This is a genomic window from Vibrio gallicus, from assembly GCF_024346875.1.
Classification (GTDB): Bacteria; Pseudomonadota; Gammaproteobacteria; order Enterobacterales; family Vibrionaceae; genus Vibrio; species Vibrio gallicus.
Map to the genome: position 1 here is coordinate 872,690 of NZ_AP024872.1, position 20,517 is coordinate 893,206.

Annotated in this window: 19 protein-coding genes and 1 pseudogene; 4 read left to right on the plus strand and 16 right to left on the minus strand. The window is 42.8% G+C overall.

The annotated features are described in order from the left end of the window. Positions 1 to 428 precede the first annotated feature (428 nt). A complete protein-coding gene (locus OCU28_RS15645) occupies positions 429 to 1,739 on the minus strand; it encodes a serine hydrolase domain-containing protein (RefSeq protein ID WP_261817816.1) in 1,311 nt (436 codons plus the stop codon). Between the two features lie 147 nt (positions 1,740 to 1,886). Between OCU28_RS15645 and OCU28_RS15650 the strand changes: the two genes are divergently transcribed. Continuing rightward, positions 1,887 to 2,786: a LysR family transcriptional regulator gene (locus OCU28_RS15650; RefSeq protein ID WP_261817817.1), complete on the plus strand. Its 900-nt coding sequence runs from the start codon at positions 1,887 to 1,889 to the stop codon at positions 2,784 to 2,786. A 77-nt stretch (positions 2,787 to 2,863) separates the two neighbouring features. On the opposite strand, the gene OCU28_RS15655 is transcribed toward OCU28_RS15650, so the two are convergent. The 9 genes from OCU28_RS15655 to OCU28_RS15695 form a co-directional block, all read right to left on the minus strand. Beyond that, on the minus strand, positions 2,864 to 3,853 hold the full coding sequence (locus OCU28_RS15655; protein ID WP_315972403.1) for a 2-hydroxyacid dehydrogenase: 990 nt from the start codon (positions 3,851 to 3,853) through the stop codon (positions 2,864 to 2,866). Positions 3,854 to 4,232: 379 nt separating this feature from the next. Beyond that, positions 4,233 to 5,063, minus strand: a complete 831-nt coding sequence (locus tag OCU28_RS15660; RefSeq protein ID WP_261817818.1) for a hypothetical protein — start codon at positions 5,061 to 5,063, stop codon at positions 4,233 to 4,235. 422 nt (positions 5,064 to 5,485) lie between these two features. Further along, the gene (locus tag OCU28_RS15665; protein ID WP_261817819.1) at positions 5,486 to 6,004 is read right to left on the minus strand and encodes an RNA methyltransferase; all 519 of its coding nucleotides are present in this window, start codon (positions 6,002 to 6,004) and stop codon (positions 5,486 to 5,488) included. A 139-nt stretch (positions 6,005 to 6,143) separates the two neighbouring features. After that, the gene (locus OCU28_RS15670; protein WP_390623823.1) at positions 6,144 to 7,547 is read right to left on the minus strand and encodes an ABC transporter ATP-binding protein; all 1,404 of its coding nucleotides are present in this window, start codon (positions 7,545 to 7,547) and stop codon (positions 6,144 to 6,146) included. Continuing rightward, on the minus strand, positions 7,522 to 8,331 hold the full coding sequence (locus OCU28_RS15675; RefSeq protein WP_261817820.1) for an ABC transporter permease: 810 nt from the start codon (positions 8,329 to 8,331) through the stop codon (positions 7,522 to 7,524). Before OCU28_RS15675 ends, OCU28_RS15670 begins: the two co-directional genes overlap by 26 nt. Continuing rightward, a complete protein-coding gene (locus tag OCU28_RS15680) occupies positions 8,328 to 9,320 on the minus strand; it encodes an ABC transporter permease (protein ID WP_390623838.1) in 993 nt (330 codons plus the stop codon). The genes OCU28_RS15675 and OCU28_RS15680 overlap by 4 nt, the downstream gene beginning before the upstream one ends. A gap of 2 nt (positions 9,321 to 9,322) precedes the next feature. Then, positions 9,323 to 10,936: an ABC transporter substrate-binding protein gene (locus OCU28_RS15685; protein ID WP_261817822.1), complete on the minus strand. Its 1,614-nt coding sequence runs from the start codon at positions 10,934 to 10,936 to the stop codon at positions 9,323 to 9,325. Positions 10,937 to 10,996: 60 nt separating this feature from the next. Next, positions 10,997 to 11,191 carry a hypothetical protein gene (locus OCU28_RS15690; protein ID WP_315972404.1) on the minus strand — a complete coding sequence of 65 codons (195 nt, stop codon included), beginning with the start codon at positions 11,189 to 11,191 and terminating at the stop codon, positions 10,997 to 10,999. 286 nt (positions 11,192 to 11,477) lie between these two features. Then, positions 11,478 to 12,269, minus strand: a complete 792-nt coding sequence (locus tag OCU28_RS15695; RefSeq protein ID WP_261817823.1) for an MBL fold metallo-hydrolase — start codon at positions 12,267 to 12,269, stop codon at positions 11,478 to 11,480. 112 nt (positions 12,270 to 12,381) lie between these two features. Here OCU28_RS15695 and OCU28_RS15700 point away from each other — a divergent pair, with 112 nt between their 5' ends. Then, positions 12,382 to 13,353, plus strand: coding sequence for a GlxA family transcriptional regulator (locus OCU28_RS15700; RefSeq protein WP_261817824.1), 972 nt, complete (start codon positions 12,382 to 12,384; stop codon positions 13,351 to 13,353). A gap of 12 nt (positions 13,354 to 13,365) precedes the next feature. Here the strand turns inward: OCU28_RS15700 and OCU28_RS15705 are convergent, their stop codons facing one another. After that, complete coding sequence (locus OCU28_RS15705) at positions 13,366 to 14,520, minus strand: glycerate kinase (protein ID WP_261817825.1); 1,155 nt, start codon at positions 14,518 to 14,520, stop codon at positions 13,366 to 13,368. 176 nt (positions 14,521 to 14,696) lie between these two features. After that, positions 14,697 to 15,542 (minus strand): SDR family oxidoreductase, encoded by an 846-nt coding sequence (locus OCU28_RS15710; protein WP_261817826.1) that lies wholly within the window; start codon positions 15,540 to 15,542, stop codon positions 14,697 to 14,699. 227 nt (positions 15,543 to 15,769) lie between these two features. Here OCU28_RS15710 and OCU28_RS15715 point away from each other — a divergent pair, with 227 nt between their 5' ends. Next, the gene (locus OCU28_RS15715) at positions 15,770 to 16,084 is read left to right on the plus strand and encodes a hypothetical protein (protein WP_261817827.1); all 315 of its coding nucleotides are present in this window, start codon (positions 15,770 to 15,772) and stop codon (positions 16,082 to 16,084) included. Between the two features lie 118 nt (positions 16,085 to 16,202). Here OCU28_RS15715 and OCU28_RS15720 read toward each other — a convergent pair whose 3' ends face one another. Together OCU28_RS15720 and OCU28_RS15725 are read right to left on the minus strand one after the other, a co-directional pair. Beyond that, positions 16,203 to 16,643 carry a DUF411 domain-containing protein gene (locus tag OCU28_RS15720; RefSeq protein ID WP_261817828.1) on the minus strand — a complete coding sequence of 147 codons (441 nt, stop codon included), beginning with the start codon at positions 16,641 to 16,643 and terminating at the stop codon, positions 16,203 to 16,205. Between the two features lie 341 nt (positions 16,644 to 16,984). Further along, positions 16,985 to 17,983: a transposase gene (locus OCU28_RS15725; protein ID WP_261817829.1), complete on the minus strand. Its 999-nt coding sequence runs from the start codon at positions 17,981 to 17,983 to the stop codon at positions 16,985 to 16,987. Between the two features lie 248 nt (positions 17,984 to 18,231). Between OCU28_RS15725 and OCU28_RS15730 the strand changes: the two genes are divergently transcribed. Further along, complete coding sequence (locus OCU28_RS15730; protein ID WP_261817830.1) at positions 18,232 to 18,480, plus strand: hypothetical protein; 249 nt, start codon at positions 18,232 to 18,234, stop codon at positions 18,478 to 18,480. Between the two features lie 59 nt (positions 18,481 to 18,539). Here the strand turns inward: OCU28_RS15730 and OCU28_RS15735 are convergent. Next, positions 18,540 to 19,404 (minus strand): annotated as a pseudogene (locus tag OCU28_RS15735) (DMT family transporter). Positions 19,405 to 19,598: 194 nt separating this feature from the next. After that, entirely contained in the window at positions 19,599 to 20,513 is a 915-nt protein-coding gene (locus tag OCU28_RS15740) for a LysR family transcriptional regulator (protein ID WP_261817831.1), read from the minus strand. Between the last annotated feature and the right edge of the window lie 4 nt (positions 20,514 to 20,517).

Sequence of the window (20,517 nt, forward strand, 5' to 3'; positions counted from 1 at the left end):
CTAGAAAATTGCTTTTACCCAGTAATGTCTACTCACACCAAGCTAATTTATTAATTTGTGGACACCTTCAAATAATTTAATAACACAAATAAATCAAGGTAACATTGGCTTGAAAAAGATAAGGTATCGCGTTATTAAAAGTGAGATACACCTTGTGTACGCCATCGAAAAATTCATTAAATGAATAAACATCAAACCACTGATTTAATTACATTAATTATAGATATAAAAGTAAATACTGATGTAAGTTTCGAGAATAATAGCTAGCCACATACACATATAAACCAACATTAAAATCCCAGCCACTCCGCTTAATTGTAATATTATATTTCTACAACTAAGGGGTTTAGTATAATTCGCGGAGCGACTCGGGTCATATCTGTTCCAACACTCAATTTGATCTAACAAAGTTAACCAATTCGGTATCCCTAATCCACATAGTGATTGGCAATCGCTTCAAACGCCGCCAAACGCGGTAAATTGGTCGTTCTTGCTGCATTTGACGCTGATTCAGATGATGAGAATGTCGCCACGACTAGGTTCTGTTGCTGATTAACATATAAATGCTGACCAAAAATACCTCTGAATGTCGCAATACCTTTCTCACTATCATGTATCCATAGGTAGTTTTTATAACCCTCTAGCCACTGGTCATAAACACCTGAGTCTCTATCCTTATATACACTTCGCTCCATATGTTTTCTTTCATCATCCGTTAGCTTGAAGGTATCGTCTAACCACGCTTTAGAGAACACCTGATGGCCGTTGAATTTACCATCATTAGCAATCGCGACACCCACGCGAGCAAAGTCTTTTAAAGTCGTGGTAAAACCACCTGTCGCCACTGGCGTGAACGTCATATCAGCCATAAAACTCGCGTCATGTTCTACCCCGAGCTTGTACCAAATATTTTCAGCAATGAACTCATGCAAAGGCTTCCCTGATACTTCAGCAATAAGCCAACCGGCAATATCAACATTTGGAGAATGGTACTCAAATTGATGGTTCACACTTAATCCTGAATTGTGTTGGAACTCAGATGCGAACTGATACAAGCCTCTTGGGGTCGCGTCTTTCTTGGGATCAAGCTGCATAAGATCATAGGACGGAACCAAACCGATGCGTCGAAAATATTCATAATGAACACTACCAGGTGTAATATTTGCGTAATCCTCGCTGTAATCAAGCGCGGTTGTCATATTCAGTATGGTGCGAACCTTTTGTTTACCAAAATAACTGCCCTTCAACTGTTCAATATAACTGTCTACAGTGTGCTCAGGGTCAAGTTTACCCTGTTCAACAAGAATTCCAATTGCCTGTCCAACGAGTGACTTGGTACTTGACGCCCAAAGGTGCTGTTTTTTAGCACTAAAGGTACCGAAGTATTGTTCATGCACTATATGCCCGTCTTTAATGATGACATAACCATCAGTGCGGTCATTTACCATAGCCTCGTTGACAGTGAATTTCTCTCCACCATATTCAAAGGTTAGTCTAGCTATATTGCTATCGAGATTCTCCGGTAACACTGCGACATTCCCATCACGTGGCACCACTAGGCTGGGGTGGATACCGACATTCTGGAATGACCAATGATTATGGTCAGGGTGCATCCAATTACTAAGTGTTACTTGGTCTTTTGCTTGGGTAAAGGGCGAATACATCGCTTTGGCTTGTTCGTTGGCAGACACCATAGCTGCTGACATAGATGTAATAACCGCAAGTAATTTTAGCTTCATAAGCCCTCACTGAGTTTTCATTTTAAAGGAGAAGATTAAGACCTAATAAGTAACCTTCTCTGCACATTTGTATATATAGTAAGCTTGCATAGGCATACACACGAATCCATAATGGATGGGTAACACGTACAAATATGAAGGAAAAACATGATTACTTTTGAGCAATTATCGTGCTTTACAGCGGTCTATGAATGTAGCAGCTATAGTAAAGCCGCTAGGAAGGTAAATAAAACCAGAGCAACTGTGCGAGAAAGGGTTAAAGCCCTTGAGGATGTGTTGGGGTTTGAGTTATTTGAGATCCACGGCAAAACCCTAACCCCAACTAGCAGTGCTCAGCATTTGTACTCAAGAGCAGAGAACCTTACTCGGCAATCAAAAGAATTCTACACAGTTGCACTGTCCACCTTCGAAACTTCCATAACCTCAGTAGTTCTTCACCACGATGACTTAGTACCACTTAGCTTACTATCGAGCATTGACGATGCCATTGAACGTGAGTTTCCAAACATAGCCATTAACTGGCTTCAAAGAGACCGAGAAGCTAGCCTTAAGGACATTGAGTCAGGTGAGGCACTATTCTCTGTGATGCCGACAACAGGCAAGATCTACCCAAGCACTAAAGTTGCTATGACCAATTTAGGGACATATCAATACGCGGCTTATACTGCTACCGATTCTACGATTTCGCGTGAAGTCATCGACCTTAACGACCTAACCACCGAGGATTTATTACTCACAGAGAACTCAGCATTGAATAACATGAGGTATGCGGATATCAGCAATCGCAAGCATCTCGTATCGAACAACGACATGCTACTCCACAAGATTCAAAAGAAAGGCTGGACGTTGTTAAGCACGGCAAACGCACACCACCTAGTTAGCGCAGGGAAACTAAGAAGAATTAGGATCAGTGAGTCACTTGGTACACTAAGACACGAAATGGTGTTGTTCTACCCATTGCATTCAGAACTGGACCCAAACCGAAGTCGAATCATCAAAATCGCAAAAGAGTGCGCGGAACAGTTCTCGCATAGCCTTTATGCGTAAGAGCTGATTCGCGGGGCTTATAGAAAATAAAGGGACAGACTAAGGTGCACCCTGCTGTCCCTAAACTTGATTATGGTTTAAAGAAAATTAGCAGTGCTTTTACTCACGCTAAAGTTGTCAATGTTATCTAGCGTGGTAGAGGCGATGCTTTTCAAGGCATCCACAGTTAAAAAAGCTTGATGCCCAGTAAATATGACATTGTGGCAAGAAGATAAGCGACGAAACACATCATCAACAATCACGTCATTGGATTTATCTTTAAAAAACAGCTCTTTCTCCGCCTCATACACATCTAACCCCAAGGCGCCTATTTTGCCGTGCTTCAAGGCTTCTATCGCCGCATTGGAATTAACAAGTTCTCCGCGACTGGTGTTGATGATCATCACCCCATCTTTCATCTTATTAAATGCCGCTTCATCAAGCAGATGAAAATTCTCTTTTGTCATCGGACAATGCAAAGAAATCACATCCGACTGTTTAAAGAGTGTATCTAAATCGCAATAAATAACACCTAACTCCTTTGCCACATCACTAGGATATGGGTCATAGCACAATATATTCATCCCTAAACCTTTTAGGATTCTCATTGTTGCAAGCCCAATTTTCCCAGTGCCTATGATACCAGCGGTGCGTCCATGAAAGTTAAAACCGACTAGGCCTTCCAAAGAAAAGTTAGCATCACGAGTTCGTTGATAAGCCTTATGGAAGCGCCTATTTAGGGTCATCATTAAACCTACTGCATGCTCAGCAATTGCCTCTGGCGAATAAGCGGGAACACGAGCAACTTGAATTCCTAACTCTTTAGCTGCATCAAGGTCAACATTGTTAAACCCAGCACAACGCATGGCAACCATCTTCACGCCACGTATAGCAAGTTGCTCCAAAACTGGCTTCGACAAATCATCGTTCACAAAAGCACAAACCACTTCGCAACCTTTTGCTAATTTGGCTGTTTTATCGGTCAACTGAAAATCAAAAAAATGGTATTGATAATTACGGTCAGCCTTGGCTGCTTTGAAAGCTTGTTCATCATAAGATTTGGTACTGAAAAACGCTATATTGATCATTTATAGTTCCTTTGAATGCGTACTATTTTGAGAGATATACGGCTAATTGAGTTCACCATATCAATGATGGAATAAATAGAGAAGGGAGAGATGCCCTATTGCACATGACTTTAATGGATTAAATCCGAGGGATAGGGAGCAATGTCTAAAGAAAATGGTATTGACGAACACCTTTGTGCCCGAAATGGGGCGATGGTATGAAGATCTGGAAAGGCAAATAAGGGGATGCCTTGGGGGGCTCCACTTACTGTAAAGCACATTAACTAAGTGGCCATTACACAAAAAACGGTTACAACCTTATAAACCTAGCTATTTTTATGAGACAAAAAAGTAAGCTTCATATCTAGTGAACTGAAAGTGAAGCTTACGTTTAAACAAATTAACCAGCGATAGTTCCAAGTTGTTCTGCTTGAGTTAACGCAATAGCGGTGCCATTTACTACCGCCACAGAGAATTGGCATTCCTTGTCAAATCCAGTTAACTCAACAATACCGGCTTTGGGTGCAATAGTGACATGATCAATATCGTTCAACCCATTTGGATTAGTTATTTTCTTTGCATCAACGAAATCTACAAAATCTACATCTGATTCAAAAATAACGTGTTGAATCATTGTTACTTCCGAAGTATTACTAGTCAGAGAATCTATAACATCATTGGTCGCATTATTATGATAATTTTCATTAGTCTGCAGTGCGCTAAATGTTTTAATTGCATAATCAAAAGCTGCTACATATCGAGAGATATTTTTAAGATCTTTTAATCCCAAATATTCACTACCATCATAATTTGTTCGTGCCTTCGCCCAATAAGGCTTATCGTTGTTTGTATTCGAAGCCCACTCGTTGTACATGACCGCATAATTAAAGTTTTGGTCAATAACGCCTTTTTCGTGTGCAGATACTGGATTGTCACCATCACATGCTACTTCAACGTTATATGTCGTCGGAAAACCTTGTAATAGAAAGGAGTCAGTCCCATCAAATGGCACTTTTTTAGGCTCAGCATCGTCATCAAGAACATCCGTACTAACACCAGCAAATACACGAATGGCTCTGCTATTTAGTTGAGCAGTTACACTTTGATCCGTTAGTGATGTTTCTTTTGCTACCGTTTCTTTTATTGCAGCATTGTCGTTATTACTGCTATTACAACCTGCCATAGCTAGAGTTGTTAAAGTCATCACTGCTACGTTTTTTGCTAATTTCATATTTATCCCTAAATCACACCACTCAATTTGTTATGTTATAACATAACGATAATGTGGTATTCCAATACAACTAATGGCAGCATCGCTACTTTTACCAATCGAAAATACTCTATGAGTCTGATTTAAAAGGGAAAAACACGTAATCAACCAAATATTGAATATTAATTTTACTTTTTGAGCTGTTTATTAGGGAGGTTAAAATTAAGATGAACATTAATTACAGCGCTTAAAATTAGCTCAAGCTATCTTATTTTGAATGTCGTAAATCTGATGAAATATATCTATTTAAAACACAAATTTGGCGTGGTTATATTATTTCACTCAACCCAAAGAGTATATTGAGTGCCATTTATTGCATACAAAAAAGCAGAGCTATTAGCTCTGCTTTGTATCGATTGGATGGTAATTATTTGACCAAATACCTAAAGACTTGCTGTTTTAACTTTTAGGTGATTTCGGTTATCACGGCTGCTGCGGATCAAGTCTTCACTTTCATCCATATTGTCTGATTTTGCCAAGCGATCGTAGAGTAATACATTGACGGTTGCCGCAAGGTTCATACAGCCAATAGTAGGTACATAGACAACATGATGGGCTTTATCTGCAACATCTTGGCTGATTGAGCCATCTTCAGGGCCAAAGATATACATCGCCTTTTTGGGGTGCTGAAAACGAGGAAGCGGGGTTGCTCCCTCGGCTAATTCCACACACACGATTTCAGTTTCAGGATCAAGATCATCTAGAAATGAATCTACTGCAGACAATGGTATGGTGCGAGCTGCGCTCTTTGTATCCGTATGAAATTTACTGGCTTTCTCGTAACGCTGCCCAGTATATTTTACTTCATCAACCTGATAGCAACCTGAGGCACGCATTACCGCACCAACATTAGTTGGGCTTTTAGGATTGGTTAAACCAATGGTGACATGGTTTGTTTTCATCGCCTTTCTCGCTTTCAAATCAACACAGCTAGCTAAATAAGGGCGGCATTCTATCAAAGCTATCATCAATACAAAAGTAGCAACCACCACTGATTAAAACAGCAGTGGTTGCGAGTTTAAGATATTTTCAATGCTCGATTTATAAACGAATCACAGTATCACAGCACTTATCTATCATATGTGGATCGTGGCTCACTAAAAGAAGTGCACAGCCTTGCTCTTTTGCTAACGCCACTAATAAGTCTGTCACCTCTTTGGCTGTAATTGGATCAAGACGGGATGTCGGCTCATCAGCAAACAGGAATAATGGGTCGAGGAGTAAAGCGCGAAAAATAGCAAAACGCTGAAGCTCTCCCCCAGATACCCCAGTACTGTTTCGCTGTAAAAGCTCAGGATCTAACTTTAGCTTTGCCATCAAAGGCGCAACTCTTTGGCGATCAAGTTGATGCAGTTTAATCACATCTTCGAGCAAAACACCGAGTGTCACACTTGAAGTAAATGCAGCGGGTGGGTCTTGGAACAGCTTCAACCATTGATAAGGTTTCGCCCCTTGAGCCAGTTTATTCACCTGGCCTTTTATCGGCTTTAATAAACCAAGCAAGGTATCACCCAAGGTACTTTTACCACATCCGCTATCACCGACTACCCCGACGATTTCACCAGCATGGATGGTGAAGTTGATGCCATCAGAGAGCGCCTCACCATTACGGCCAATCGCTAACCCATTAACGTCAAGCACCGCTGTTTGTTTAACCGGTGTTTTGTCTTGGTCAGGCCAATGACGCGGGTCTGCGTTAATTAAAGATTGAGTATACTCATGCTGGGGCGCATTCAGTACTCCATCGGCGCTGCCTTGCTCCACCACTACCCCTTGTTTCATGACAATGATGTCACCACCTATCTGGCGGGCAACCTCAATATCATGGGTAATAGTCAATAAACCGCCACCTTTTGCGCTTTGCATAAGCAGTTGGATAATGTCATCACGACGACTGACATCCAGCCCTTTGGTGGGCTCATCGGCAAGCACTAGTTTTGCGCCGCCTGCAGTAGCCGCAATAACGGCTAAACGCTGTGCCATCCCACCCGACAATTGACCCGGTCTTTTCATAGCACTGCTTTTCAGCCCAACCTTATCCAGATCTTTTTGCGATTGGTAATATGCCGATTCTTCATCCAGACCATGTAAACACTCATACACCTCAGAAACCTGCTTGTAGGCTGGCATTAAAGGGTCAAGTGCACGCCAAGGCTCTTGCGGCAGCATGATAACCTCTTTGCCCCATAGCTCAATCAAAGAGTCTCTGTTATGGGTTTGACCGAATAATTCAACCCGTCCGTTATAGCTCAACTCACTAGGCAGTAAACCGACTATTGCTTGCGCGAGTAGGCTTTTGCCCGAACCCGTCTGCCCAAGAATAGTCAATGGCCTATCTTGATAGAGGCGTAATGACAAAGGTTGCAACAGTTCAACCGATTGGGTAGCGGCATCACTTGCTTGAGTATGAATGGATAGATCAGTCAGCTGAATTAAGAGATGCACGACTCGCTCCTGCTAATAAATGAAAACCTAACACCAACAAAGCTACAACGAGTAGTGGCTGGGCCAGTAGCCATGGCGCTTCAACATAGAACGGAAATAGCTCTACGCTCATCAAGCCAAGTTCAGCCAACGGAGGCTGAATACCCACAGCCACAAAGCCGAGCGAAGCCATCATTAAAATGGCATTAGCACCGCCAAAAGCGGCCATAGTAAACACAGAAGGAGCGATGGCAGGCCATATATGGCGTTTGAATTGATACCATTTTCCAAAGCCCATCATCACTGAAACCTGTCTTTGTGGGCTGTCCATTAAGGTACGAGTAATTGCGCGGCTAACACGGTAATACTCCACCCATTGCACCAAGGAGATAGCAAGGTACATCACTAGAAAAGAGCCTGGCGCAATTGCAGACAGCAATAACACCAACACCAAACCAGGCAGCGCCAATAAAATATTTACTACAACATCTAGCCCCTGCTCAACTCGACCACCAGCCCACGCTGAGCATACGCCCAAGGTAACGCCAAGCACTGAAGAGCTGACCATACACAACACACCCAGAGTGAACGACAAACCTATCGCACTGGCTAAACGTGTCATCATATCGCGACCAAAATGGTCAGTACCAAGCCAATGCTCCGCATTCGGGGTAAGCAATCGAATCGACAGGTTTTGCTCATCAATGCTGTAAGGCGATAACCCGCTCACTAACACTGAAAATAGAAACAATCCAAGCAGCAGAGCTATCCCAAGCCTTTGATTAAATGTAAAATTACTGATCATTTTTCTTGCTGCCCTCGAGGATCAATCCAATAACACAGCACATCAATCAAGCTGTTTAATGCCACAAAAAGTACGCCCATAGTGAGTGCGCAGCCTTGGATAACTGGGATATCACGCGCAAAAATGGCATGTGCTAAACCATGCCCAACCCCAGGCCAAGAGAACAGAGATTCAATCATGACAATGCCTTCAATCACACTGACAAGCTGAATGCCGATATAGGCAACAACTGGCACCGCCATATTTCTTACGCCATGGCGCATGAACGTCTGCCCTTCGGCCAAACCTTTAACACGCGAAAATTGATAAAACGGCGAGCGCAGAACTTTGCCAACGCTGTTATGTACCACTCGGTTTGATACTGCGGCGAGGCTAATAGCTAGGGTGATACTAGGCAAAACAAGATGCTGCCATGTACCAAAGCCAGCCACGGGTAACATTTGCCATTCGATAGCAAACACCAAAATCAGGATCAAACCCAATACAAAGATCGGCATTGCTCGGATAAGGGTTGAGAGGCCCACCACCAATGAGTTAAACCCATGTATCTGTTTAACGCGGCGTTGCTTGGACGCTTCCCCTATCGATACTTTTTTTACCGCCACCTCTTTGGCAGTAAAAATGCCAAGCGGTATCGCAATAACCATAGATAATGCAATGCCAAACCCAGCCAGTAACAATGAGTGTCCCAATTGGTGAATGACAGTTTCACTAACCGGCAAGCCACTGACCAATGAATTACCGAGCTTAAATTGCAGTAAATCCATCAACCAATGTACATAACTGCTTAGCCAACCTTGGCCTAAATTGAGCTCTTGACGAACCAACTCCGCCGCCGCGGAATCAACATTGTCTTGCCCGTAGCGACTAGCTGCAATTCGATACGCCATATCGCCGGGCAGGCTGCGCATCAACACAAATGTTAATGTCCCAACCCCCCAAGCGACCAAAATGAGTTGCAAGATACGCTTTTTAATTAGCCCCCACAGCATCAGTTGCTTCCTACTTGCTCTATGGTCATTTGATTAATGAAGTAATTACGCTCAAATGGGTCAAATTCGAAGTTTTTTACCCTGTGATTTACAGATGTATGCTGGCTATAGCTTGAGATAGGCAATACCGGTGACTCATTGTAAATCTCAGTCGCCACGACTTGGCTAAGCTCAAAACGATTAGCAGTTGCCGTCGAGTTAACAAGCTTATCAATAGCGTCATCTACCGCTGAATTTGACCAGTTCATCGTGCCCCAATCACCACCAGAATTAGCAAAATCGGTGCTGATAATCGGTAATGGATCGGCAATAAAACCAAAATTACGTGCAATTAGAGCCAACTCTAGCGAACCGTCTTGATGCCCTGCTGGGATCATACTTGAGTTAGTGACATCTACTTTTAACTGCACACCCAGTTTCGACCATTGCGCCTGAATAGCCGTTGCTACTGTGGTTAGTTCCGGACGATCAGCATAGGTAATCATGGTCAATTGAAACGGCTTTCCATCTCGTTCTAACACACCAGAAGCGTTACGTTGCCAGCCTAAGTCTGCTAACAATGCCTGCGCCTGCTGCAGGTTAAATGGATTATCATCGACACCTTGAACAAACCACTGCGACATAGAACTCGGCATTAATTGCGCCGTTTGAGAGCCGCTCGTACCCAATACATTGTGCGCAATAGAAGCTCTATCTAATGCAAGACCAAGAGCCTTACGAGCCTTGACTGACTCTAGGTATGGATGAGCCGCATTGACCTTCACAAACATGGTTCTAGGTATTAAATTGCTGTGCACAACCACTTCAGAGCTATCTCGTAATTGATTTAGCATTGAAGGGTCAAGGGTAAAGACAATATCCGCCTCCCCTGATTTGGCCTGTAAAATACGGCTCTCTGCTCGGTGGCCGGTTAAATAGGTCGCATACTGAATTTGTGCTTTCTGTCCCCAGTAATCAGCAAATTTCTTAACCATTAATTTATGAGGTGGAGAAAAGCTCTCCATTTGATAAGGGCCCGTGCCATATAACGCCTTGATTAAGCCGTCTGTTTGATATGAACTTGGGGCTAAGATAGCCGTAGAATAGTTGGTAAGCAGCGAAGCAAATGCGGTATAAGGCTGGGCTAACTCAATCACGATTGAGTCACTATCGACCGTACGAATTTCAACGATATCCGCTTTATTCAGTGTGCCATGCTTACGCTTTGCATACGCCAATGAATTAACGACCGCTTGCGCATTAAATTCTGAACCATCGTGAAATCTAACACCCTTGCGTAGCACAAATTGCCAATCTAGGCCATCATCGCTTACTTGCCAATCCGTTGCCAACCCAGCAGTGATGTCTCCTTGCGCGTCCACATTGAGCAAGGTCTCAATCACCTGCATACGCGTGAGGATATAGCCTTGCTTAGATGGGTCTAAGCTAGACATCTCCCAAGGGCCACTAATTGATAAAGTATTATTTTTACTCGCTTTTATTTGCTGCGTCGCTTGCTCTGTGTCAGTAAACACCACCACAATTATCGCTAGTACAGCTATTAGCGTAGCCATAAAGAGGCCACGCTTAATCAGCCTCTTTCTTGCGATAGAAGCGTAAGTTATTTCGGTCATGATCAACCCTATTTGAAGTTATTAACGTTATATAAATGAATAGCGAAAGCTATTTTTAAGTTAAAGCAAGACCAAAATAGGTGGAGAGCGTGTTCTAGGAAGGGATTTTGAGTGTGCTACTTGTTGTAACGTATTAAACGCCCAAAAGCTGCGCTCTATAACAACATAAAGATCTAAATCAGAAGCGGTGATCAGCGCATTTTGCATCGTTTCGTAGATTTCACACTGATGTTGCTCATGTACATCTTGGTCCATTTCCATTGCATGGACGAGCACAAGGCTACTCAACCCAATAGGGAGTAAGAGCATCACAAGTAAAAGCAATAAATTAAGGTGAAAACGACGTAAGTAAAGCACAATCAGCACGGTAGAACTCAAGAAATGATATGTTATAACATTTCTTGAGTTATGCAAGGCAAGTTTGTTTGATTGCTGACTCTCAATTTAATTCAAACAGGGGCTGACGACCTGTTACAAACGACTAAACATAGATACAAGGAGTTGCGGCACACAAGCCTTGCTGCATCGTGCCTACAAGGTATTAAAAGGTTAGCGTCTCACCATCTTCAGGGATAAGAACCTTCTCTGATAGAGCATTTTTTTCAATAGATTGTTTTAGTATTGGGCGAGTCACCGCGCAGTGATTGAGCGCTTCCATATGATTTGCAATAACCTTGTTTGGCGACAGGGCAATAAACTCCATCACCTCATCTGTAGACATTAATAATGGCTGTCCCACATCCATACGTGCACGACCTGCAGCCACCACCGTAATATCTGGTTTAAACTCATTCAAGGCACGCTTTACATCATCGGTTAACACGGTATCACCACTAATGAAAATAGATGGCTCGTTTGGTAGTTCTAGGAAAAAGCCAACGCCATTTGCCATAACCTTATGGATCCAGCCATGACCGTGCTGGGCGGGAACTGCAGTAAGCTTGCCCCCTAAAAAGTCGATGGATTGCCAGTCTTCTATCCCCCAATTTACGGTTAAACCGTATTTCTCCAGATAAGCCTTGTCTTTCGCTGGCGTGGCAACAGGTATATTACGCTTAGTTAAAAATGCCTCACCCGCAGCATCAAGGTGGTCACCGTGTTGGAGCGCCTTAATACCAAAGGTTTGGCTGTGAGTAATTAAGGTGTGAGTAACCTTGTTGAGTAATTCATCAGCACTACTTGGCATATCAACCGTAGGATTTTTTGCAGCTTTAGCTTTAATTACCGAAAATGGCGGCATAGAGCCTTTCTTCCCCAGCATAGGGTCTATAAGGATAAATTTGTCATTAGATTCAATGATAAAGGTCGCGCTACGCAGATGATGGATTTTCATAATCACTCTCTAGATTCATAACAAGTTATAATTCGGATAGGGTTTAGTATGCATTGTTCACTATTAATGCAATACTGTCTCGAAAGTCACCATTCGCTCAAATCAAGACAAAATGCCTAAATCAGACGATATTATTAAGATTACTTTAGTTGCTTTTGAAGGGATCAGTGCTTTTCATCTATCTGTACCCTGCATGGTATTTCAAGATATCTTTGTGGGTCAGCCTCCTCGGTTTGATCTGGAAATATGTACTGAAAGCGGCTCACAGTTTGAAACTGGCTCTGGCTTTAGTGTTGTGATTGATCAAGATCTAAGCGCCATCGAAGACGCAGATATTGTTATTATCCCAAGCTGGCCAAGTGAATTACCACAGCCGAGCACACAACTGCTTACGGCACTACAAAAACACCATACCAACGGCAAATTGTTAGTTGGACTGTGCTTGGGCGCTTATGCCCTTGGGTGTACTGGGGTTTTAGATGGTAAGCGAGCAACAACGCACTGGGCATTTACCGAACAATTTCAGCGTCGTTTCCCCAAGGTAGAGTTTGACCCAAACCCTCTTTTTATTGAGCATGAAACTGTTATGACCTCTGCTGGAATCGCCGCCTCACTGGATTGTTGTCTACATATAGTGCGTCGATTTTGCGGCAGTGAGCTTGCCAATGATCTAGCGCGAAAGATGGTTACCGCCCCCTTTCGTAACGGGGGACAGCAGCAGTACATCCCTGCCCCTATCAACACCAAAGCTGTTACCGAGACAAGTCTTAGTCTTGTGATTGAACAAGTAGAGCAAAATCTAAATCAACCACATGCGTTAGATGAGGTAGCCAAGCGCAGTGCAATGAGTAAACGCACCTTCACCCGCCAATTTAAAGCCTCTTATGGCTGTACATTTGGCGAATGGTTGCAAAATCAACGCTTAGTGCTGAGTCAGCGCATATTGGAAACCACTCAGATACCTATTTCTCAAGTCGCTGAGCAGGCAGGCTTTGGCTCTGAAAGCGTGTTTAGAAAACACTTTAAGAGCACTTTTCATGTATCACCGACTCAATGGCGCGCTTCGTTTAGCAGTAGTGTTTAGTTAATCTAAGAATTACATCTGCTGACCTAATTTCAGCGTAGCGGCGACGTTACGTGCTGTTCTAATTAGGTTTCCCTCTGCTTCTTCAAGCACTTGAGGTAATGTTTGTGGTGAGCGTACTGTCCCAAATAAGCTAGACATAGTCTCGTAGAGAGCATCAACATCCTTCCCTAAAGAGCCCGCTATCGCAATGGTTGGGATATTTTGTTTGTGCGCGCGTTGAGCGATGCCGAAAGGTGTTTTGCCTTGCAGGGTTTGGTTATCCATCTGACCTTCTCCGGTTACAACTAGCGAAGCACCTTCAAGCACCTTATCTGCATCTAAGGCGTCCAATACCACTTCGATACCCGCTTTGAGCTGAACATTAAATGCAATACTTAACCCTAACGGAGTGCCACCAGCGGCCCCAAACCCAGCTAAATTTCGATGGTCAACATTGGTATGTACTTGAGCAACATCCGCAAAGTGTCCTAAAGCTGCATCCAATTCAACAACCTCTGCCGGCGAAGCACCTTTTTGCGGACCAAATACAGCACTGGCTCCGTTGTCACCACATAATGGATTACTCACATCGCATGCAACAACCAAGGCCACCTCTTTGCATCTGGAGTGTAGACCCGCTAAATCTATGTTAGCTAACTGGCTTAACGCGGCCCCGCCACCAGATAACTCATTGCCTTGCTTATCTAACAACCTGCCGCCCAGCGCTTGGAAGATACCTGCGCCAGCGTCATTAGTTGCGCTGCCACCTAAACCAATAATGATTTGTTCAACTCCACTATCCAAAGCGTCTTTAATTAGTAATCCTGTGCCAAACGACGATGCTATCAGTGGCGCTCGCTCATCAACACTCAACTGGTCTAAGCCTGAAGCTAGCGCCAATTCAACTAGCGCGGTTTTTACACTTTTGCCTTCCAGTTGTTGTTCAAGCGATGCCCAATAGGCAGTGCATTCACGCCCCAAAGCATCCGTGGTTTTTAGTAATTGCTTGTTTCCGTTGAGCGCAGTTAACAGTACATCTACCGTGCCTTCACCACCGTCAGCCAGTGGCATTTTGACAAATTCGGCGCAAGGGAAGACATCCGAAAACCCACGTTCAATGCACGTTGCAACTTGATGAGCAGCGAGTGATTCCTTAAATGAATCTGGGGCAATGACAATTTTCATTTGTGCCACCTATCTATCTGGTTGTCGTAAAGCTTAAGTAGATGAGATGGCATCAGATATTGATGCTCATACCTGATGGGCTGTGCATACAATGAGAGCATCCTCATGTTAGGTTTTGTTGAATACCCTTTATGGGGCATCTTCAACACAGTTATTCGATATCTAATCTTTTTTAATCAAACATTTACGTTAGAAAAGTACTCTCGCCACGAGATATGCTCGCGCCCAGCGGCTTGTGCATAATGGCTTGGGTTGTTGGACTTTCCTTCGCGAATTCCTTGGTAGATACCCGCAATGACACAGCCAATAAACTCTCCTAACTCTGCAACTCTGTCTTGCTGATAATCTTCAACACTCATAGATTCAAATCTCAGTTTAGTGTTAAAGGCCATGTTCATATAATTGGTCAATTCGCTTTGAGTAATTGCCTCACCGTGTAGGTTATAAACCTGCCCATTATGCTTATCTTCAACTAACATACGAGCATAGGCATAGCCAAGCTCTACTCTTGTGGTATATCCACACCTACCGTCAGCTGCGCAGTTAAATATTCCACCAAGCTTTTTATAACTCTCGATATATTCAATATCAGGTTCAATATAGATACCATTGCGGCCAATAGCCCAGTGTAATCCACTCTCACGTATATCTTGTTCAGTTTGGCGGTTACTCTGAATCACAGGAGAGAAGGCTGTATTTTGTTCAGCCCCTTGTACACTGGTATAAACCAGCTTCTTCACTCCCGCTTTTTTAGCGGCACTAATTACGTTTCTATGTTGCTGGATGCGTTTCTCTGGCGCATCCATACCAGACACGATCAACAATATATCAACACCTGACAACGAATGCTCCAGTTGTGCAGGATCATTGTAATCACCCGCTCTTACTTCTACCCCTAGATGCACGGCGCGTTGTGGTGTTCTTGCAAGCGCAATGACATTATCTTTTGAGGTTTGCTTAATTACTGCTTGTACAATAGCAGCACCTAATTGCCCACTTGCCGCTGTGACAGCGATTTTCATACCACGCTCCAAGGTCATCCTTACATCTAAATAAGCGTAGGCGATTTAATGGTTTAGCGATAATGAAACACCTTATTCCATGTTATGCATTTCGACCAAGATACGGAGTCACCAAAATTAAATACATAACAGTCAAGATTATTAACAATAGTTGGTGCCAATTTTGGATGTAATGCGTAACAATAAGGTTTATATCGTCGCCATCAAAGATTGAGATAAGCAGGTATATGAAAGAATTAAACCTCATAAATGAGCCATCAATTGGCAGGGTAACGCTGCCAACCGGTGAAACAGCTCCATGGTTCTATAACCCTGACACCACTAAAATTGCACGGTTTGCAACGAGAGTTGTTTTTCGTCCCAACGAATATGGGCAAGAGTACATTTATATGCTGCTACTACCTAACAACAGCATAAATAATGGTTCGACAGTTAAATTGGCCTCTATCGCTAATGACCTAGGTTCAGTTGAGGGTAAACCTTACAAACCATATGTTTCTAAAAACATCTATGCCATTGCCGAGTGTGAAATAACAAAGTGAGTCCGCATATCACCGATATGTGACAGTGATAGCACACATTAATTTTAAGCGAGCGTTAAGTGTTCGGTTACCTTCAATGTTGAAGACCGATGAGAGTTTAGATATGGCTAAAACCCATTCAATACTTTTGGTAAAGTTTGACCTCACCTGATTGACTAAAGGACACAACATTAAAGTCTTTATACTCTTGTCCAGAACTTGCCATTCCAGGAGAATGTTGAGGCATACCAGGGGCTGCAATCCCAGATATATTGTTTGGCCTTTCCTCCAATAGACGTTTAATATCGGGTTCAGGTACATGCCCTTCAATCATATATCCATCAATAATCGCTGTATGACATGACATCACTTGATTCGGCATACCAAACTGTTTTCTCACATGACTCCAGTCTCGAGTATTATTGACATGCACTTCGTAGCCTTTTTCCTCCATGATTTCGGCCCATTCGTTACAACACCCACAGGATGGAGACTTGTACAAGTCTACGACTGGCTTAGCGAAAATATTGAAACTAAAAACCAAACAAGAAAGAGCAACAACTCTTAGTTCATTTTTCATATCCATACCTACTAAATTGTCATGCAGAATCCATTTTTAACGTTTCTCGGCTATAAAGAAATCTCTTTAGATTCCATCTAAAACACCTTAGTTTCATATAGCTCAACATTCAACCGCAGCAATACTTCTCAATTCTGGACAGCCAATAATTAAATCTTTAGAACCATACTGAACAGTTAAATGATGACGTATAAAATATTGTGTTTAAATCGGATAAATGTTGATTAATACCGTGAAATTGACATTAAAATACGTAAATTAGCGAATTCAAGGCGTGGCGTATCGTTAGCTAGGCTAATTAATAAAGATGTGTGGTGGATATGAGTAAATAGAGCGAGTGGTTAGTGCAAACATCGTCGCAGTTGGTTCTTTTTCGCTATCCATCGCCTACCTGTGTGCTCTGCAAATAACGCCAATTCATCTAGTGTACCGACAGCTCCTTGATAATCTTTACCAAAATTACTGGCTAAGCCCATCCAAGTCTCTGTATCTAAGCCAAGTGAATGTAGTAGTTTCGGGTGCGAAGCGACAATTGCACCGGGTTTGTCATTTCGAATAGTACGGCCACTCCAATCCACTAGTTCAATATAATCGAGTAATGAATACGGAATGCCTCGCTGCTCGGACTCACTGGTATCGCCAACAAAACCAAATAATCCCTTCTTGTTACAAGGGGGCTCGCTTTGCTGTTCATCTTGATGTGACACTCCGTGAACACGCTCATAAACGGAGGTGTATTCAGACGCTTCGATGCTGTCGTTGATGCCTGCGCGTATGGGGTTCAAATCGACATAAGCCATGCACGTTAATAAGGCTTCTTCATCGAGTAACGCTTGCGACTTAAACCGCCCCTCCCAAAACCTTCCGGAGCAGTCATCTTCTGCGTTGGCTTTGCGTGCAATAAACTCATTTAGGCTGCGCATGAACCATGAAATATCAATAAGCCGCTCTCGCCAATCATTGATGATACTAAGAGCCGCTTTACTTTCAACTTCAGCGCAGGTTTGCTTTTTTAGCCAGCGCTGAACTAATACGGGAAGTGAGTACAACTGCCCCCATCTCCAACAGACCTCTTCATCACTAAGCTGTTGATTTAATTTCTCATCGACATGCAGCACAATGTGGTAATGATTTGACATCACCGCATAGGCGCAGATATCCATACTAAATACCGTCGACAAATAATGCATCCGCTCAACCACCCATGCTCGGCGGTGCTCAAATGATTGCCCTGTATATTTATCGTCGCCACACAGATAGGCTCGACGAACACAACGCGAGATACAATGGTAATAAGGGGTATCAGAAAGGGAGACTTGAGACTGTCGAGATTGGGTCATAACAACTACCTCTAAGATGCACTGTGTATCATTTAAGGTTAGTTGTGGGACCAAGAGGCGTCAATATTTATGGGTGTCCGCTAATTTTCTATTGATGGGTGTCCGCATATTTTAGTGAAGCAACAATAATACAAACATTTTCTGGTCCTATTACCTCAGTAATATCAGATATATATAAAGATCATTATTCAGTCGCTTAATTAATATCTAATATCGCAACATATTATCTATATTAGTTTGGATTTAGAGTGAAAAAGTTCATAATTGTTTCATCAGTATTAGTCTTTTCAGGTTGTGCCACAGTGGCTCAAATGCAATCTCATGTACCTACCGAACCACAAGGTGGCAAGGTGTATTGCGAAACATTTGAAACTGAAGACGGTGATCAAAAAAACACTTATGCTTCTTCTAAAGAAGATTCTCGTTTAGTTTACGTTTCAGAGGTTGCTCACGACTCAGGCAAAGGCACAACACTAACCATGTGCTTTGAAAAATAGTTAGACCGCTCGTAATCAATAATGATCTCTTGAGTATCTCAGTGCAGAGCTGTCGGTACTCAACATCTTGAACGGTTGTTACTGTGTTGGCAACGATAAGCCCAAAGCATAGGGAGCAATGCACTGGCGAAGATAGTTAACGCACCAATAATCGACCATCTATCTGGCAATTCAGAGAACACCACCAAACCAATAATAATGGAGTAGATGATCTTGACGTACTCTATGTTAACAATAATATTCGCAGGAGCCCATTTGTAAGCGGAAATACCAACGTATTGCGCTAGTGAAGAGATAACACCAACCAACAGTAATAATATAAAATCGGCTAGCGTTGGGGTACTCCACAAATAAATGGTTGGGATAAGAGCAATCAAACCAATCGGTAGCGCTTGATACACCATCAAGGTGATTTTGGGTTCACTGTGAGCCATTTTTTTAACACATATACCGCTACTGCAGCACCTAACGCCGCAACTATCCCAATATTACATACACATTATGGCTATCCTCAAAGGTAGGTCGCACAACCATCATCACCCCTATAAACCCCACCAATATACTAAATATGCGCCCTCGCGTGATCTGTTCTGCTAATACAAAGCGCGCAATCACCGCCACAAAAAGCACCTGCAAAAAACCTAACGCCGTTGCATCTGCAAATTGAATATTGCTAATCGTTATAAATCCACAATAAAGCGCGGTAAAAGCACCTGTTATCCGCAAAGCGTGAAGTCGTAGCTTGTTAGGTCTTAGCAACACATTAATACTTTTTAGGGCAGCTGGGACAAGCAATAGCATAAAGATCAGCTGTCTAAAAAACAGAATTTGAAAGGTATCGAAATCTGCACTTAGCTTACGCACGAAAATACCAACAATAGTAAATAAGGCCGTTGAAATAAGGGCAAGTATGCAGCCCTTCATCGTCGACGGGAGGTAATTAAAAAGCTGTAATACCTTGGGATGTTGCACCGTATATTTTGCGAGTAACTGATACACCGAGATGAGTCCCTTTGGGAAAGTGGTCAAGTGAGAGTAATTATTCTAAACGCATTACTTATAAACAAGTTAACTCAATAACCATAGTAAGCATGAATACGTTGTTTGAAACAGCACTTTTAGGTTGTTGAACCTAATAATTTTTGTTTGAATTGTTGGCGCTTACTACGTATAAACTCGATAAAAAGCTGGGACTTGAGTGGTAAGTGACGCTTATCAGGATACACCAATAACAGCGTTCTCTCTTGTGGAATCCACTGTTCCAGGACCGGTTTCATAACACCACCTTCAATCTCTTCACGTAGTAACGAATAAGGTAAGTAGCACACACCAACGTGATGCAAGGCAAGCTCTCTCGTCACATTAAAATCATCACAAATCAATTCTGAATTATTGGTAACTTCGATCTCTTCACTATTGTAGTTGAATCGCCAAGGAAGGAAGTACCCCTCGATATGATTGTGAATACAAGGCATCTGGAACAGATCTCTGGGGTGAGTTGGCTGCCCATAGTTAGCGAAGTAGCGCGGAGAGCCTGCTAATACATATTTAACTGGGGATAAGGTCAATGCCATCAGACTCGAGTCATGTAGCGGGCCTAATCGGAAGGCGAAGTCGATACTCTGCTTGGTAAGATCTTGATAGCGGTTTGATGAAGCTAAGTTGATCCGGATAGTTGGATAAAGTGTTCTAAACTCAGCGATGATAGGAGCTAACAAGTCTTGGCTAAGGGCCTTAGGTGCTGTGATAGTTAAGGAGCCAATAGGCTGAGTAGCCATATCTTCCGCTTGATTGTACAGCTCAAAAACTGTTTCAGCTATCAGCTGAGCCTTAGGCAAGACTTGCTCCCCTAACTCAGTTAAAGATAACGAGCGTGTTGAGCGATTAAGCAACTTACCACCGAGGTCATGCTCTAGCTGCTGTATTTTTCGACTCACCGTTGTAGTTGGCACACTCAACTGCCTCGCAGCTTCAGCAAAGCTACTCAACTCCACAACTTTGGCAAACAGCGGTAAAGCAGATAGTTCTTTCATTCTC

What these genes read in the sequence shown, in the direction of transcription:
- OCU28_RS15645 (WP_261817816.1), bottom strand. Translation starts at nt 1,739, where the DNA reads ATGAAGCTAAAATTACTTGCGGTTATTACATCTATGTCAGCAGCTATG.
- OCU28_RS15650 (WP_261817817.1), top strand. Translation starts at nt 1,887, where the DNA reads ATGATTACTTTTGAGCAATTATCGTGCTTTACAGCGGTCTATGAATGT.
- OCU28_RS15655 (WP_315972403.1), bottom strand. Translation starts at nt 3,853, where the DNA reads ATGATCAATATAGCGTTTTTCAGTACCAAATCTTATGATGAACAAGCT.
- OCU28_RS15660 (WP_261817818.1), bottom strand. Translation starts at nt 5,063, where the DNA reads ATGAAATTAGCAAAAAACGTAGCAGTGATGACTTTAACAACTCTAGCT.
- OCU28_RS15665 (WP_261817819.1), bottom strand. Translation starts at nt 6,004, where the DNA reads ATGAAAACAAACCATGTCACCATTGGTTTAACCAATCCTAAAAGCCCA.
- OCU28_RS15675 (WP_261817820.1), bottom strand. Translation starts at nt 8,331, where the DNA reads ATGATCAGTAATTTTACATTTAATCAAAGGCTTGGGATAGCTCTGCTG.
- OCU28_RS15685 (WP_261817822.1), bottom strand. Translation starts at nt 10,936, where the DNA reads ATGACCGAAATAACTTACGCTTCTATCGCAAGAAAGAGGCTGATTAAG.
- OCU28_RS15690 (WP_315972404.1), bottom strand. Translation starts at nt 11,191, where the DNA reads ATGGACCAAGATGTACATGAGCAACATCAGTGTGAAATCTACGAAACG.
- OCU28_RS15695 (WP_261817823.1), bottom strand. Translation starts at nt 12,269, where the DNA reads ATGAAAATCCATCATCTGCGTAGCGCGACCTTTATCATTGAATCTAAT.
- OCU28_RS15700 (WP_261817824.1), top strand. Translation starts at nt 12,382, where the DNA reads ATGCCTAAATCAGACGATATTATTAAGATTACTTTAGTTGCTTTTGAA.
- OCU28_RS15705 (WP_261817825.1), bottom strand. Translation starts at nt 14,520, where the DNA reads ATGAAAATTGTCATTGCCCCAGATTCATTTAAGGAATCACTCGCTGCT.
- OCU28_RS15710 (WP_261817826.1), bottom strand. Translation starts at nt 15,542, where the DNA reads ATGAAAATCGCTGTCACAGCGGCAAGTGGGCAATTAGGTGCTGCTATT.
- OCU28_RS15715 (WP_261817827.1), top strand. Translation starts at nt 15,770, where the DNA reads ATGAAAGAATTAAACCTCATAAATGAGCCATCAATTGGCAGGGTAACG.
- OCU28_RS15720 (WP_261817828.1), bottom strand. Translation starts at nt 16,643, where the DNA reads ATGAAAAATGAACTAAGAGTTGTTGCTCTTTCTTGTTTGGTTTTTAGT.
- OCU28_RS15725 (WP_261817829.1), bottom strand. Translation starts at nt 17,983, where the DNA reads ATGACCCAATCTCGACAGTCTCAAGTCTCCCTTTCTGATACCCCTTAT.
- OCU28_RS15740 (WP_261817831.1), bottom strand. Translation starts at nt 20,513, where the DNA reads ATGAAAGAACTATCTGCTTTACCGCTGTTTGCCAAAGTTGTGGAGTTG.